The following is a 13,579-nucleotide window of genomic DNA, read 5'->3' as shown; positions in this document are numbered from 1 at the left end:
TCGTTAACAACATTTGGATAAAATTCCCTGAACATAAGGCTTTACTCGTTGTATACAGGGATTTCAACATAGCTGTCGTTGTACCATTTTATCTCCAAAGGTTCCCCGGAATCCTTGATCGTTTCATCACTTACATCTTTTCCTGTACCATAATTGATCTGCCAGTTGAGATTTTTATTAACTCCGACCAATAAAAGCAATTTGCTTCCTTTTTCAATTTTTTTACTCATGAAATAGGAATTGTTAATTGGAATTTGTTCTATTGTATTAGGTTCAAGAAGCTGTCTTACCTCATTATTTTTCGCATAGCTGGCTCTTACAATATGGGTTGATAGTAAAAATGGCTTTCCGTTCGGTGGAATCTGATATAAATAGGTATCTGTATCAAAATCTTTTTTGTTGATCGAAACATTGAAGAATCCCGAGAAATTTCCACTGATGATAACATCCTTATCGAATATCTCACTTTCAAAAGCTATTGAATTGGTCGCTTTTACACTGTCTTTTTTTCCGATTTTATAATAAGATTCTTTTTGATCTCTGTTCTTAAAGTCAACGGTTTGTTTTGTAAAGCTTTTGGTGTCAGGTTTGTTAAATACAGAAGGCACATTCTTATGATCCTGAAGGTAGAATTTCAAAGTAGAGGTATGCATTTTATCAAGACTTGCGACGTGCTTCCATGTATTGGTGCTCATTACCTGAAAATTGATCCTGTCTTTTAGAATGTCTGGCTTTTTACCACCTTTAAGAATATAATCAAACCATGAAAAAGCAAGATCATCAATGCTTATTCTTGCCACCGGATCAATAGGCTGCTGCCCGTTTTGATACGTGAAGCCAAAGCTTTGTGCCCCTCCATGATTATAAGGCCCCATTACCAGATAATGTTCTGCATTTTTATTGTATTGATGGTGTTGCTTAAAATAGTATAGCGCTCCGATCTGATCATCATCATAATATCCTGTAGTTGTTAAGATAGGAATATTAATCTTAGAATAATCCTCTTTGTAGGGAACCATTTTCTGCCAATACTGATCATATCCAGGATGATCCAGCCATCTTTGGAATATTTTGCTGGGTTTACCGCTTATGGTATCCAGAGATCTGAACGACTGGCCGCTTTTGTACCATTTTGTATTGATAGAATCCCATTTTGTGGAATTGGCGAAGTCTTGTTCATCTGTAAGTTTGTTATTGGTTACATACTGAATCCACTGCAGCATATAATTCATGAATATATTATTCTGAGCAGGATAGTCTATTCCTATTCCTACAGCAACCTGCGGAACAATTGTTTTTAATGCCGGATGCAGCTTTTTTACGGCCGCCCATTGACTGAATCCCAAATAACTTCCTCCAATCATTCCCACTTTTCCATTACACCATGGCTGTTTGCTTACCCAGTCAATCACTTCATAAATATCCTCCGATTCGTGCTCGAAAGGATTGTTCACATCATTGCTGTTTCTTTTACCGCGGGTATTTACCACAGCTCCCACATAATTATAAACGGCAGCTCTTTTTGCAAAGAAATCATCAGATGAACCTGCGTAAATATTATTGGTAAGAATAACCGGCAATGGAGAGGTGTTTTCTTTTTTTCTGACAATGGTCATCGTGAGGGTATTTCCGTTTTTTAGATGAAGATCCTGAGTCTCCATAACGAATCTTTCTTTTTCTTTTACATCCAGCAGCTGTGTCACCTGTGGCTTGATGCTGGAATAGGTCTTATAGTTTAAATAACTTCTACACAAAGCAAATGCTGTAGCAAAATCCATCGTTTTTTTTCCTTTTTGCTTGTCCAGTTCTTTTTTCAAATACTTTCGGGAATCGCTTACACTTCCGTTAACCGCTAATCCGACTTTTGGAATTAATGAAATAGGGAGGCTTTCATATTTTTGGTTGAATGCAGTTTGAAGGGCATTGGAAAATGGAATTTTACCTTCTGTTTCAAGCATTTTAGCCCTACTGTATAACTCATATCCGAGAAATCTGTACCCTGCCATATTGTGATCCGCAAATTGATTACGATTTTCCGCCAGGGTAGAAAGTGATTTTTTATACTCTTTGGCGACGATCTGCAAACGGAAGAGACCATCAGAAAAATCTAAATTATTCTTCGGTTTATACTTCTTAGATTGTAGATAGGGGATAAGCTGTGAAGCAAGAACCGGCATCTGTTTTTCCAGTATAACGGAGTCTGTTACAGCCGTTTCCGGAAAATTAAATTTCTGAGCCTGTATCAGGCTGGCAAAAATTAATGCTAAAAGTATCTTAAATTTCATATATAATAAGTTAATGGTATGTTTTTAGCTGCTGTTGAAAAAGTATCAGATCAAATATGTTTTTGATGATTGATTACCAATTTGTTTATATTTTAAGCGACTAAATTAAGGATTTTTATCATTAAACAGTGAAATGGTTTCATTGTTATTAAATCGTTATTTTATGGCTTTAAATGTGCTAAAACTTGCTTAAACAATAAGTTTTTAATATTTTCGTTAACTTATTTAGACTAATTTTCTTATATAAAGAAGAATGAAATCAAAAAAAATACTTTTAGCGGCTGCTGTGATGTATTTCGGAATCTCCGAGGCTCAGCAATCCCAATATTTTACCCAGAAAGAAAATTACAGATTCAATCTCGCTGAAAATCTTTACCAAACCAAGATATACAACGCCTCCCAATACGAATACGCAAGACAATATTTCTACAATCAGAATTTGTCGCGTTCGAAAAAGGAGGCGGCGCAGTTTTTTGATAATGTGATTGGGGTAATTCTTCAGAAAAATCATGCTGAGGAAGGTTTAACTGCTTTCATGAAAGAATATCCAAATTCTGCTTATTTTGCACAGGCCAACTTACCTTTAGCAGATTATTATCTGGTAAAGAAGGATTTTGACAAGGCTTTGGAAACTCTGAAAAAAGTAAACCAGTACCAGCTTTCAAAAGAAGAGAATACCCAGTATATTCTGAAATTGGGATATGCAAAATTCATGACTGGAGATTCAAAAGGGGCTACTGATGCGCTGGAAGAAGCTTATAAATCTGCAGATCAGTCTCAGAAAGGCGATATCGCTTATATGTTGGGGCATTTGTATTACAGCAACAGACAGAACGATAAAGCTTTCCAGTATTTTGATTCAATAAAAAATCAGGATAAATTCTCAAAATTAGTTCGTCCTTATTATGTACAGATGTATTATAATGATAAGAACTATGACCAGGCTATTTCAGAAGGAAACGCCCTGTTGAATGAGAGTATTTCTGAATCTTATAAAGCAGAGGTTCATAAGATCATTGGAGAAAGTTATTTCATGAAGAATGATTATACTTCTGCCTATCCTCACTTAAAAGATTACCTGAGTGTACAGCAAAATCCATCTGAAAATGATTTATATGAAATGGGATTTGTAGCTGCTCAGCTGAAAAAATATGATGAAGCGGTTTCTTATTTTAACCAGCTTCTGAACAGCAATTCGGCACTGGCGCAAAATGCTTACTACCAGTTAGGAAATGCTTATCTGGCAGTAGATAAAAAACAGGAAGCCCTTTCAGCATTCCGTTCTTCTTACCAGATGGATTATGATGCGAAAGTGAAAAAACTGGCTCATGAACAGTATGCGAAGTTGAGTTATGATATCGGTAACCCGTTCGAAAGTCCGTCTGCCGTAATTCAAAGTTATATCAACGATAACCAGAATGCAGGAAATGCTTCAGAAATGAGGTCTTTATTGGTGAAATCCTATCTGTATTCAGGAAACTATAAAGAAACTCTGAATGCAATTGACAGGCTGCAGAGTTCCACTCCTGAAATCAATAAAGTAGATCAGGAAGTTTCTTATTTATTAGGAACGGAGGAATTTAACAAAGGAAATTACGATGAAGCTGAGAAATATTTCTTAAGAAGTCTTGGTTTCAATATCAATAAAGAATTCAACAGCAGAGCTTTGTACTGGTTGGCGCAGGTGTATTATCAAAAAGGGAATTATCCTTCAGCAATTGTACGTTACGAGAAACTTCTTAACGAAAATTTCCCTGAGAAGCAGCAATTGCCTTATGATTTAGGATATGCTTATTTCAAATCTAAGAAATTTGATCAGGCGGAAACTTATTTCAAACAGTACCTTGCCAATCCGAAACCTGAGTTTAAAAATGATGCAGAACTTCGTTTGGCGGATATTCATTATGCCAATAACGATCTGAATGAAGCGATTGCCATCTACGACAAAAATGTAGACGCAACGGATTATACCCTTTACCAAAAAGCCATGGCTTTAGGATTTAAAGGAGATACTCAGGCAAAAATTACCAATCTGAAAAACCTTTTATCAAAATATCCGGATTCTGAATATTATGATGATGCTCAATATGAGATAGGAACGGCGTATGCGGATCAGGATGATTTTTCCAATTCTAATGATTATTTCGGAAAAGTAATTAAAAGTTCTTCAGACAAAGATTTAATTGCTAATGCTTCTATTTATAGAGCACAGAATTATATCGATCAGAATCAGAATGACAAAGCGCTTTCAGAACTAAAATCTCTTGGTGAACAGTACAAAAATACGGCGTATGCTCAGAAAATTGTTCAGGCTGCGAAACCTCTGTTTACGAAAAACGGAGATGTTTCAGGATACGAAACGTTTGCAAGAAATATCGGGGTAAATGTTGATGCTTCAGAAATTGATGAGATCAACCTGTCTACCGGAAAACAATACTTTGCGAAGAAAGATTATAAAAATGCCATTTCTTACTATGAAAAGTACCTCACGCAGAATCCTACGGGAGAAGGTCTTTACCAGGCTAAGTATGAATTGGGAGAAAGTTATTACCAAACCAATAATTCAACAAAAGCTTTACTTGTGCTTCAGGAAGTGGCTGGAATTCAGAATGATTACCAGGATGATGCACAAACTCGTTTAGCTCAAATCTTTATTGCACAGGGAAATACTTCAGAAGCGAAAAAGTATCTTGAAGGGATCAAAAATTCTTCAAATATTGGTATTAAAAATTATGCAAATGTTGAGTTGATGAAACTGTACGCTGATGAAAAAAACTTCTCAGAAGCTGAAAAACTAGCCAATGCAGTGATTGCCAATTCTAAAAATTCAACTGCAGTTATTGAAACCGCAAAAGTAATCAAGGCAAGAAGTTTGATGAACGCAGGAAAAGATAAAGATGCGCAGGCAGCTTACGCTTCTCTTGAAAAATCTTCAAATACTTCGGTTGCGGCAGAGGCATTGTACGCTAAAGCATATTATCAGAATAAAGGAAAGGCATTCAAATCTTCTAACGAAACCATCTTTAAGCTGGCGAATAACTATTCATCAGAAGAATATTGGGGTGCGAAAGCGTTGGTACTGATGGCGAAAAACTATATCGGTCTGAAAGATAATTATCAGGCAAGTTATACTTGTGATCAGATTATTGCGAACTATAAAGACTTCCCGGAAATTGTTGCGGAAGCGAAAGAAGTGAAGAAATTAATCAAGAAATGATCTTTTTAGGAGAGAATATTCTGGAATATTCAACGACTGAACCAACAGATCCTAAGCTTTGCGCAGAGCATTTTGCTGATGTAATGAAAAAGAAAGGATATAATCTTGATTTTTCATTGAAAAGCTTAGAGATTGAAGTAGATAGGATTTTAGAAAACTTTTCTAAAATTGAAGATCAGGAGTTGAATATCTTGGAGGAGTTTTTAACAGCTTATGTAGGGGAAACTCTTCTTAGGATATTCGGAGGGCGATGGATTGGTAATTTTTACGGTCCATTAAACAGAAAAGGGGTTAATTTTTATACTTCCTATATGATGATTAATGATTTTAGATGTAATCCTAATCATTTTATCGGGTATTATTTAAGTAACGGTAAGGAGTCAGAAGGTACTTTTTACGAATATTTATACAAACGAAATCAAAGTAGCGGAATCTTCCATGATTTTTTAGGTGGGGGACTAATACATAAAATAAACAATAATATTCAATAGATTTTTAAATCCTTTGTGATTAAAATTAAAGAGTATGAACAAGAAAATTCAATTATTATCTATAATATTTTTAGGGGTTTCGTCGGTGGCGTTTTCCCAAATCAAGGAAGAGAAACTGGTTCTGAACAAAAAAAGAGAACCGGAAGTGAAGAAGATCGAGAAGAAGAAGACTTCCATAGAAACCATCAAAAATTACCCACCTGAGGAGAAATCCCAGAATCCTGTGAAGTATACCATCACAGATGTTCCTGCGGTTTCAGATTTTAAAACATCTACTATTCAGGGACAGGATGTAACTCCAAAATTTGACGGAACAGCCCAAAATAACTACGTCCAGTTTGGAATGGGAAATTATGGGAAAATTCTATTGGATGGAAATGTTTCCAAAACCCTTGAAAATAAGCTGGAAGTAGGAGGTGATGTTCACGTACTTTCTACCAATGGTCTTAAAAAGGAGTACGACTGGAATTCAAAACAAACTTCGGCTGCGTTTGCTGCTTTTCTAAACTCTTATGGGGAAAAAGGAAAGTTCAACATCAATGCTGAATATGGCATGAATAACTATAATTATTATGGAATTTACGCTTTGGAACCTTCGGCAGATGTTGATCTGAAGCAAAGAGTCAATCAATTTAAAGTAAACGGGTATTATGACTTTTACTCCAACGAAATTCTTAATGATGTAAGAGTAAAATCATCCTTCCTTAAAGATCATTTTGATGCTCAGGAAAATCAGGTTTCCATTTTGGCTAATTTCTCTAAACATGCTGTAGAGCTAGGAAAATCAGGGATTAATCTGAATGCTGACTTAGGCGTTGGATTGGAAGCTGTGAAAACCGACTTTGCAATCAGAGATAAGAATACTGCGAATTTTTTCAATACTAACCTTACTCCGAAAGTAACTTTCAGAAAAGGGGAGTCTTATTTGATGTTAGGTTCTTCTTTCTCATTCCTGAATGCTAAAAATTCGAATGATCTGATGGCTGAACGTTTAAAAAACAATAAAACATATTGGTTTCCACAGGCTGAGTTTCAGGTGGCTGCTGCTAAAGAATTTAAATTCTATGGTGGGGTAGACGGAGGTCTTAAACTGAATACATATGGTGATATGTTGCAGGTAAATCCATTTATCGTTTCTGACCAGTATTTAAAGCCAACAGAGACCAAATATCATTTCTATGTAGGATTGAGAGGAGACATTGATGAAACGCTGAAATACGACTTTTCTGCAGGTTTTGGAAAGATGAGAGATATTATGTTCTTTAAAGCCAATGATCTTTTTGATAACGTATATACGCTTAACCGTTCTGCCTACAATTTTGCCAATACATTCTCTGCGGTATATGATGACGGAAATGTAAGCGATATTAAAGGAAGCGTGCAGTATTTCCCATTGGAAAACCTAGCCATTGACGGAGAAGTAAGGTTTACGAAGTACAGTTTGAAGAATTATGACAATATTTACAACGTTCCTCTACTGAATGCAAGCATTGGTGCAAAATATACAATGTTGGATAAAAAATTACTGTTAGGGTTCAAAGGAATTTTTGCAAGTGACAGAACGACAAACTCTTATGGGATCGAAGGCGTGGGAACTCCGAATATGATTTTCCAGTCTACAGAGAACACCAATGATAAAGTTGGAGGATATGCAGATTTAAATCTTTCTGCAGAGTATAAAATTCACAAAAATTTCAGTATTTTCGCACTCGGAAACAATCTTCTGAGCTCAAAATATCAGACGTACAAAGGATATAAAGTTCTAGGTGCTCAAATTTTGGGAGGTGTGAAGATTACTTTCTAAAATATAAGTAATGAGTAATTAGTAATAGGCAATATTTGCATTACTTATTATTAATTACTTATTACTGATAAAATTGGCTTCGTAGTTCAACTGGATAGAATATCGGATTTCGGCTCCGAGGGTTGGGGGTTCGAACCCCTCCGAAGTCACTCTAAGGGAAACAGCATTTTTAGAAGTGCTGTTTCCTTTTTTTTTAATTTGTAACTGATTGTTAATCAGTAATATTTGGGTCAGTGCGGAATTTAATTTGGGTGTTCGAAAAGCGTTTTCTTGAAATTCAAGTTTTTCGGCCAAAATCGAACACAATATAGAATTTTTTGTCTCATTATCACCTTTAATGTACAGTTGAGAAAGGTTTGGCAAAATGTTTAGAACCTGGTCAAGCTTTGCTCTGATATCTGTATTTTTACGTGATAGCCTTTGATTCTGAAGTTCCATTTCAAGCTCATCAATTCTTTTTTTACTTTCATTTTTAATAATCTGATAATCCTCAAAATCCAATCTGTCTTCGAGATACTTTTCTCTAGCGCTAGATAGCCTATTGGTTAAATTAACAATCTCTTCGGAAAGTTCCCTTTTCTTTCCATCAATATTTTCCTGTATGTATTTAAAATTGCTTAATATTATCTCTTTTAATAACGTATTTATGCTTTCATGGTAATCATATTTCACTAATTCTTTTTCAAAGGCAGAATTAACCTTGTCTGAGCTATGTCTATAGCCGCACTTAGAATTACAGTGATAGTAATAATAAACATTTTTCTTGCCTCTGGATCCGCTACCTGAAATATGTCCTCCACATCGTGGACATTTTAAAAAGCCTCTCAGTGGAAATTCATTTGCAGTGATAATTTTACCTTTGGGTCTTTCAGCCCAAGTTTTTCCACTTAACACATTCTGCACTTTATAAAATAGGCTTTCTGATATCAGACTTTCATGATTGGCCTCAACAATACAGGCCTCCTCGTCTTTGTATGCTTTAATATATATTTTACCAATATAAACCGGATTTTTTATTGCTCTGTAAAAAGAAGTACTGCTAATTTTTGCGCCTTCCATCTTATTCATTTTAAGTCTTATCTGGTTGGTCGCATATTTACCCTTAGCAATTTCATTAAATGCCCACCGCATATTTGAAGCCTCAGGTTCTTTTAGGGCCACATATTTTCTTCCATCTTCAGTACATTTATTAATATAACCATAAGACGCGGTGCCCATCAGTCTTCCTTCTTTTTGAGCTCTTCTCATCCCATAGAAAGTATTAAGTGCTCTTCGATCATTTTCTACCTCTGGTGCAGCTAAATAGATGGCAAGCATCATTTTGTTTTCCGGTATAGACATATCCAAAGGTTGTTCTATAGCTTGAGGTGAAATATTATTACTCAACAGTAATTTTATCATTTGATAGGCATCACCAGCGTTTCTACTAAAACGATCCCATTTAGTAAATAAAACTAAGTTGGATTTCAGATTTCTTTTTTTGATATAATTGATATATTTAGTCCACTCTGGGCGATTGAAGTTCTTAGCTGAATGATCTTCAAAGATTACTTGTCCAATAGTAATTTGGTTTTGATGACAATATCTTTCCAATCTTTCATGCTGATCACGTTGAGAATAGCCTTTGTCAGCCTGTTCATCAGTAGACACTCTTATGTATAAATCTGCTATCTGCATAATCTTTCTGTTTTTATTCAAAGTGGTAGTAACCAGTGCAATATATGAATTATTTAGAAATGAATTCTTTTATTACAAGTTTTGCAATCTTATGCATAATATCGGAGATTTCCTTGACCTCCTCATCTGTTAATTTGAAACCAGAATCTAAAAGTATTTTTTTTGATTTTTCGAATGAAAGCTTTTGAATGCCATTGTACCGATATAAAGATTGTGGTAATTCTTTACTAATAGAAATACCCTTTCTTGTCTTTATATGGTGATTTCTCTTCATAAATTTATGTGTTTGTAGAGATACCGGCAGTATTCATTTTTATTCTGACTTAAATTATAATTATTGACATTGTAAAACAAAAAATTGCTTTTTATGGATATTAATGTCCATTATTGGCCGACCTTACAATTAGCAATTTCCAAAAACCTTATGTTAACCGAAAAACGAGCGGCTTTTCTTATAGGTTTAAATTTTCAGTAAAAGGCGTGTAGAATCTAGTAGGATAAATTTCAGTTGTGCTTTTAGCCAATGCTAAATTATTATAGATAAAAATATTTTCTCAATAAACCGGTAAAAAGGCAGCTAAGGTATATAGTTCAGCCCTTGCTTAATCCAGTCAAAAGACTACGGCATAAAAGGTTTCCTCCCTAAAGGTACCCTCCAATTATTCCGTTTCCTTTTGACTTTTTCTATTGCCCTATAAAATTATCTGCTTTCTTTTTTCCGGTTTTTCTTTTGAAAAATATTTAGCGAAGCCCAAGAGGGCCTTCAGAGAAAGGGCGGTGAAGAGATTTAAAACATATCAAAATGTGCAATCTTAAAAAGAACAGTTATGAACATTATCGGAAGACTGACAAGAGATGCTGAAGTCCGCACCCTGTCAAACAAAAAACAAGTAGTCAATTTCTCTATTGCTACCAATGACAATTATCGCAACAAACAAGGCGAGCGAATCGAACAGACAACTTTTTTTGACTGCTCTTATTGGATTTCTTCAAAAGTAGCTGAATTACTTAAGAAAGGGACATTAGTAGAGCTAATTGGAAGAGTTTATACAAGAGCATGGATAGGAAAAGATGGAGAAGCACACGCAGGTCTGAACTTCCATACATCACAAATTAAATTACATAGTAGTCACAAAAGAACTGAGGGTGAGTCTACACCCGTCAACAAGAGAAATGATAAGGAAATCAGTCAACCTAAATCCAACGAAAGTGATAAGGATGATGACCTTCCATTTTAAGTCAATCAAAAACAATTTTATAACATTTAATAACAATATCATGGCACATAATTTAAATTTCAACAACCGAACAGGAAAATATTCATTTTTCAGCGTAAAAGAAAAAGTATGGCACAACTTAGGGCAGATTGTAGAAGTACATCCGACAAGTGAAGAAGCTATCAGATTTGCAGGCCTTGACTACGAGGTAGAAAAATCTCCTCTTTTTACGAAAGGTACAGGGCTAGTAGAATCTCAAGATGGACTAAAAGTGAGTGATTCCGAATTGGAAGTTCCAAACTATTTTGCCAATATCCGCACTGATAATAATACCGTTTTGGGAGTAGTTGGAAAGGATTATCACATTGTACAAAATCGTGAAGCATTTTCTTTCTTCGATGCCATTGTAGGAGGTGGTAATGGTATTCTGTACGAGACTGCGGGAGCGTTGGGAAATGGTGAGCGAATTTTTATCACGGCTAAACTTCCCGATTATATCCGTGTTGGAAACGGGGACGACATTACAGAAAAATATATTTTTTTGACGACCTCACATGACGGAAGCGGAAGCATTACCGCCGCATTTACGCCTATTCGTATTGTTTGCCAAAATACTTTAAATGCTTCACTCAAAAATATGAGTAACGTCGTAAGGATAAGACATACATCAGGCGCAAAACAACGTTTGGAAGATGCTCACAAAGTCATGGGTTTAGCAAATAAACTAAGCACTCAATTACAGGAATCTTTTAATTATTGGGCAAAAATTAAAATTGGTGATTCTGAAATGAAAAAATTAATTCAATTGGCACTTTGCCCCAATAAAGAAACTTTAAACCATCTGCAGAAAGGAAATGCTGAAGAATTGTCTACGGTTTTTAAAAACACAGTGGATGATGCATTTGCCTATGCGATGATGAGTGATGCCCAACAAATGGAAACCACGAAAGGAACTTTATTCGGTGCTTACAATGCGGTAACAGGTTTCTATCAGAATGTAAAAACCTACAAAGATGACGAATCCAAATTACAATCCATAGTTATGGGCGGAACAGCTCAAATGAAGTCTCAAAAAGCGTTTGAGCTTTGTGAAAACGTTGCTCATTTTGGAGTAGACATTTTAAAAATGAACTGAAAATAATGTATTAATTAAAACATACGGTAAATGCAAGTCTCCACCGTATAGGAGCATATCAAATGAAATTCAATATTGTCAATGAAATAAAATTAAGCTATTCACGAAAAGGTAATTCCGACAAAGTAATCAGTAATTCATATGATGCGGCAGAGGTATTTCGACAACATTTTGATTCTGATGAAATAGATTATAGAGAATCTTTTTTCGCTTTATATTTAAATCAGAGTAGTAAGGTTTTAGGAATAAGAAAGATTTCTGAATCCGGAATTTCTTCAACTATAGTGGATATTCGGGTAATTATGCAAACAGCCCTTCTCTGTAATGCTTCTTCTATAATTGTAGCACATAATCATCCATCTGGAAATTTAAAACCCTCTAATGAAGATTTAAAAATTACAAAGAATATTAAAAATGCATCCGAATTCTTAAATATTAAATTACTAGATCACTGCATTTTAACATCGACAGATTATCTGTCTTTTGCCGATAACGGATATTTGTAAAATTTCTAACTAATAAAATAAACGACAATATTGAATTGTCGTTTATTTAAAATTTTCGGCGAAAAGACAATTCCTTTCTGTGGTCGGAAACGTCTTTTCGCAAGTCATTAAGAGTAACCCTATTGATAAAAATTTTCTCACTTAAATTTTTTCAAAAAGGTTACAGTTATTTCGAGAGGCTACTTCTTATAGCCTGTAATGGGAAGAAAAATTAAAGGTTATTTCTGATAAAATAGCCTAATACATTATATTTTACATTATACAGTTTCTGCGTTTTGAGGACTAAACTGTATGGTTAGCTTTTGCTCATTTCCCATATTGTCTGAAATCCAAATATCAAAACTTTGAGATACTGTTGATTCAGAAGTATAATATAACCTAAATTCCTTTTCAGTCAGGAGATATGAATCGTTGGGTAAAAAATGAGGTTCATTGAATAAACGTAATGTACCCTTACCCTCAAACTGAAAATACCTGAAGAAATACTCAGTTTCACTATAGTATCCAACAGGAATAATGCGACATCTGATCTCCACAGTTTCTCCAGTAGCTATATATTTTGAAACAGGCATTACCTGCACTTCAAACGGAAAATTTTTCTGTACCTGTAATTCATCTTCTGAACAAGATGAAAAACAAAACTCGACTGCAAACAAGGTTGCGATAAGATACATAGCGGCAAAAAAATGTTTTTTGATATTGATTACATTTTTCATAATAATCTTTATTTTATAGGTTAAATCTGATTCCAAGACCAACGCCAGGTCTTATTTTTTCAAGTGAAGTATTCCATACTATTTTTGCTTTATAAAAGCCCGTTAAAACGATCCGATCCGACAGATAGGTTTCAACACTAAGTTTTACACTTCCCCCATACACCCACGATGATTCATTCAGGAGTACGGCTCCGTCATAGAATAGTGTCTCACTTTTATTGATATTCTCATATCCTCCGGTGGCGGAAAATGTGGAATTGATTAAAAAGCTTTTTGTCAGATCCGCAATCAAATTAAAACTATAACCGACTTCAAGACTGTAGTTTTCAACTGGAACATCAATCGTTTTATACGGAATGATCTGTGTGCTGTATTCAAATGAATAAATCGAATAGTTCCCTTTTTTTGAATAGATAATAAAATCGGTATTGACGAAATAATTTCCGGATGACTTTTTCAACAGTAATCCTGTATTGATTCCGATACTTTTTTGCTTCGGTAACATTCTTTGTGCTTTGACTGCGTAAAAAC

Annotated in this window: 10 protein-coding genes, 1 tRNA gene and 1 pseudogene; 7 read left to right on the top strand and 5 right to left on the bottom strand. The window is 34.9% G+C overall.

Features of this window, described 5'->3' with window-relative positions:
• Window positions 1-41 precede the first annotated feature (41 nt).
• The gene (locus tag ACL9RH_RS08620) at window positions 42-2,285 is read right to left on the bottom strand and encodes a CocE/NonD family hydrolase (protein ID WP_422692953.1); all 2,244 of its coding nucleotides are present in this window, start codon (window positions 2,283-2,285) and stop codon (window positions 42-44) included.
• Between the two features lie 253 nt (window positions 2,286-2,538).
• Between ACL9RH_RS08620 and ACL9RH_RS08615 the strand changes: the two genes are divergently transcribed.
• From ACL9RH_RS08615 to ACL9RH_RS08600, 4 genes are all read left to right on the top strand, one after another.
• On the top strand, window positions 2,539-5,502 hold the full coding sequence (locus ACL9RH_RS08615) for a tetratricopeptide repeat protein (protein ID WP_422692952.1): 2,964 nt from the start codon (window positions 2,539-2,541) through the stop codon (window positions 5,500-5,502).
• Complete coding sequence (locus ACL9RH_RS08610; protein WP_422692951.1) at window positions 5,499-5,993, top strand: hypothetical protein; 495 nt, start codon at window positions 5,499-5,501, stop codon at window positions 5,991-5,993. Before ACL9RH_RS08615 ends, ACL9RH_RS08610 begins: the two co-directional genes overlap by 4 nt.
• A 34-nt stretch (window positions 5,994-6,027) precedes the next feature.
• Window positions 6,028-7,797 (top strand): TonB-dependent receptor, encoded by a 1,770-nt coding sequence (locus ACL9RH_RS08605; RefSeq protein WP_422692950.1) that lies wholly within the window; start codon window positions 6,028-6,030, stop codon window positions 7,795-7,797.
• A 75-nt stretch (window positions 7,798-7,872) separates the two neighbouring features.
• Window positions 7,873-7,946 (top strand) — tRNA-Arg (locus tag ACL9RH_RS08600).
• Between the two features lie 547 nt (window positions 7,947-8,493).
• On the opposite strand, the pseudogene ACL9RH_RS08595 reads toward ACL9RH_RS08600, so the two are convergent.
• Both ACL9RH_RS08595 and ACL9RH_RS08590 read right to left on the bottom strand, forming a co-directional pair.
• A pseudogene (locus tag ACL9RH_RS08595) lies at window positions 8,494-9,474 on the bottom strand (recombinase family protein); the annotation flags it as partial.
• A 49-nt stretch (window positions 9,475-9,523) separates the two neighbouring features.
• Window positions 9,524-9,748, bottom strand: a complete 225-nt coding sequence (locus tag ACL9RH_RS08590; protein ID WP_422692949.1) for a hypothetical protein — start codon at window positions 9,746-9,748, stop codon at window positions 9,524-9,526.
• A 553-nt stretch (window positions 9,749-10,301) separates the two neighbouring features.
• On the opposite strand from ACL9RH_RS08590, the gene ACL9RH_RS08585 reads away from it, so the two are divergent.
• The 3 genes from ACL9RH_RS08585 to ACL9RH_RS08575 all read left to right on the top strand — a co-directional run bounded on the left by ACL9RH_RS08585 (window position 10,302) and on the right by ACL9RH_RS08575 (window position 12,332).
• The gene (locus tag ACL9RH_RS08585) at window positions 10,302-10,712 is read left to right on the top strand and encodes a single-stranded DNA-binding protein (protein ID WP_422692948.1); all 411 of its coding nucleotides are present in this window, start codon (window positions 10,302-10,304) and stop codon (window positions 10,710-10,712) included.
• A 40-nt stretch (window positions 10,713-10,752) separates the two neighbouring features.
• Window positions 10,753-11,826, top strand: coding sequence for a DUF932 domain-containing protein (locus tag ACL9RH_RS08580; protein ID WP_422692947.1), 1,074 nt, complete (start codon window positions 10,753-10,755; stop codon window positions 11,824-11,826).
• A gap of 62 nt (window positions 11,827-11,888) precedes the next feature.
• Window positions 11,889-12,332 (top strand): JAB domain-containing protein, encoded by a 444-nt coding sequence (locus tag ACL9RH_RS08575; RefSeq protein WP_422692946.1) that lies wholly within the window; start codon window positions 11,889-11,891, stop codon window positions 12,330-12,332.
• A gap of 257 nt (window positions 12,333-12,589) precedes the next feature.
• Here ACL9RH_RS08575 and ACL9RH_RS08570 read toward each other — a convergent pair whose 3' ends face one another.
• The gene (locus ACL9RH_RS08570; RefSeq protein ID WP_422692945.1) at window positions 12,590-13,048 is read right to left on the bottom strand and encodes a DUF3872 domain-containing protein; all 459 of its coding nucleotides are present in this window, start codon (window positions 13,046-13,048) and stop codon (window positions 12,590-12,592) included.
• A 13-nt stretch (window positions 13,049-13,061) separates the two neighbouring features.
• On the bottom strand, window positions 13,062-13,553 hold the full coding sequence (locus ACL9RH_RS08565) for a conjugal transfer protein TraO (RefSeq protein WP_422692944.1): 492 nt from the start codon (window positions 13,551-13,553) through the stop codon (window positions 13,062-13,064).
• Window positions 13,554-13,579 lie beyond the last annotated feature (26 nt).

The sequence above is a fragment of the Chryseobacterium sp. Mn2064 genome (genome assembly GCF_049319685.1).
In the GTDB taxonomy this organism is placed as follows: Bacteria; Bacteroidota; Bacteroidia; order Flavobacteriales; family Weeksellaceae; genus Chryseobacterium.
This window is presented reverse-complemented; position numbering and strand designations above follow the sequence as displayed.

What these genes read in the sequence shown, in the direction of transcription:
- ACL9RH_RS08620 (WP_422692953.1), bottom strand. Translation starts at nt 2,285, where the DNA reads ATGAAATTTAAGATACTTTTAGCATTAATTTTTGCCAGCCTGATACAG.
- ACL9RH_RS08615 (WP_422692952.1), top strand. Translation starts at nt 2,539, where the DNA reads ATGAAATCAAAAAAAATACTTTTAGCGGCTGCTGTGATGTATTTCGGA.
- ACL9RH_RS08610 (WP_422692951.1), top strand. Translation starts at nt 5,499, where the DNA reads ATGATCTTTTTAGGAGAGAATATTCTGGAATATTCAACGACTGAACCA.
- ACL9RH_RS08605 (WP_422692950.1), top strand. Translation starts at nt 6,028, where the DNA reads ATGAACAAGAAAATTCAATTATTATCTATAATATTTTTAGGGGTTTCG.
- ACL9RH_RS08590 (WP_422692949.1), bottom strand. Translation starts at nt 9,748, where the DNA reads ATGAAGAGAAATCACCATATAAAGACAAGAAAGGGTATTTCTATTAGT.
- ACL9RH_RS08585 (WP_422692948.1), top strand. Translation starts at nt 10,302, where the DNA reads ATGAACATTATCGGAAGACTGACAAGAGATGCTGAAGTCCGCACCCTG.
- ACL9RH_RS08580 (WP_422692947.1), top strand. Translation starts at nt 10,753, where the DNA reads ATGGCACATAATTTAAATTTCAACAACCGAACAGGAAAATATTCATTT.
- ACL9RH_RS08575 (WP_422692946.1), top strand. Translation starts at nt 11,889, where the DNA reads ATGAAATTCAATATTGTCAATGAAATAAAATTAAGCTATTCACGAAAA.
- ACL9RH_RS08570 (WP_422692945.1), bottom strand. Translation starts at nt 13,048, where the DNA reads ATGAAAAATGTAATCAATATCAAAAAACATTTTTTTGCCGCTATGTAT.
- ACL9RH_RS08565 (WP_422692944.1), bottom strand. Translation starts at nt 13,553, where the DNA reads ATGTTACCGAAGCAAAAAAGTATCGGAATCAATACAGGATTACTGTTG.